Below are 1,034 nucleotides of genomic sequence, written 5' to 3' on the forward strand. Positions count from 1 at the left end.
AGCGGATTGTCCACGCCCGCATAGCCCGAGGCCATGCTGCGCTTCATCACGATCGACGTCTTCGCCTTCCACACCTCCAGCACCGGCATGCCGGCAATGGGGCTGGTCGGGTCGTCCTGCGCCGCCGGGTTCACGATGTCGTTCGCGCCGATCACCATCGACACGTCCGCCTCGGGGAAATCCGCGTTGATCTCGTCCATCTCCAGCACGATGTCGTAAGGCACCTTCGCTTCGGCGAGCAGCACGTTCATGTGGCCCGGCATGCGGCCAGCCACCGGATGGATCGCGAAGCGCACGTCGACGCCCTTCTCGCGCAGCACCTTGGTCAGTTCACGCACCGTATGCTGCGCTTGCGCCACGGCCATCCCGTAGCCGGGCACGATGATCACGCTCTTGGCCTCGCGCAGCATCTCGGCCGTTTCGATCGCGCTCACCGCCACCACTTCGCCGGCCGGCTGCGCGCCGCCGCCCGCCGGCGCGGACACACCGCCGCCGGTACCGAAGCCGCCGGCAATCACGCTGATGAAGTTGCGGTTCATCGCGCGGCACATGATGTACGACAGAATCGCGCCCGACGAGCCCACCAGCGCGCCGATCACGATCAGCAGGTCGTTGCCGAGCATGAAGCCGGTGGCCGCCGCCGCCCAGCCGGAGTAGCTGTTGAGCATCGACACCACCACGGGCATGTCGGCACCGCCGATCGCCATCACCATGTGCACGCCGAACAGCAGCGAGATTGCCGTCATCACGACGAGCGGCGTCATGCCGGCCTGAGTCGTCTCCGCATGAAGGAACGCGCGGCCGTACACGATCACCACCACCAGCGCAGCCAGGTTGAGCCAGTGCCGCGCCGGCAGCAGCAGCGGCTTGCCGCCGATCTTGCCCGACAGTTTGCCGAACGCAATGACCGAGCCCGCGAACGTCACCGCGCCGATCAGGATGCCGACGTAGATCTCGACTTCGTGGATGGCCTTCTCTGCGCCGACGAACTGCACCGACGTATCGATGTAGCTGGCAAAGCCCACCAGGCACGC

At 66.5% G+C, this 1,034-nt stretch carries 1 protein-coding gene; it reads right to left on the reverse strand.

Translation table 11 applies throughout. The annotated features are described in order from the left end of the window. A partial coding sequence (locus G3N94_RS41700; RefSeq protein WP_205799958.1) for an NAD(P)(+) transhydrogenase (Re/Si-specific) subunit beta occupies positions 1–1,034 on the reverse strand: 1,034 nt, incomplete at both ends.

The sequence above is a fragment of the Burkholderia sp. Ac-20353 genome, assembly GCF_017104785.1.
In the GTDB taxonomy this organism is placed as follows: Bacteria; Pseudomonadota; Gammaproteobacteria; order Burkholderiales; family Burkholderiaceae; genus Burkholderia.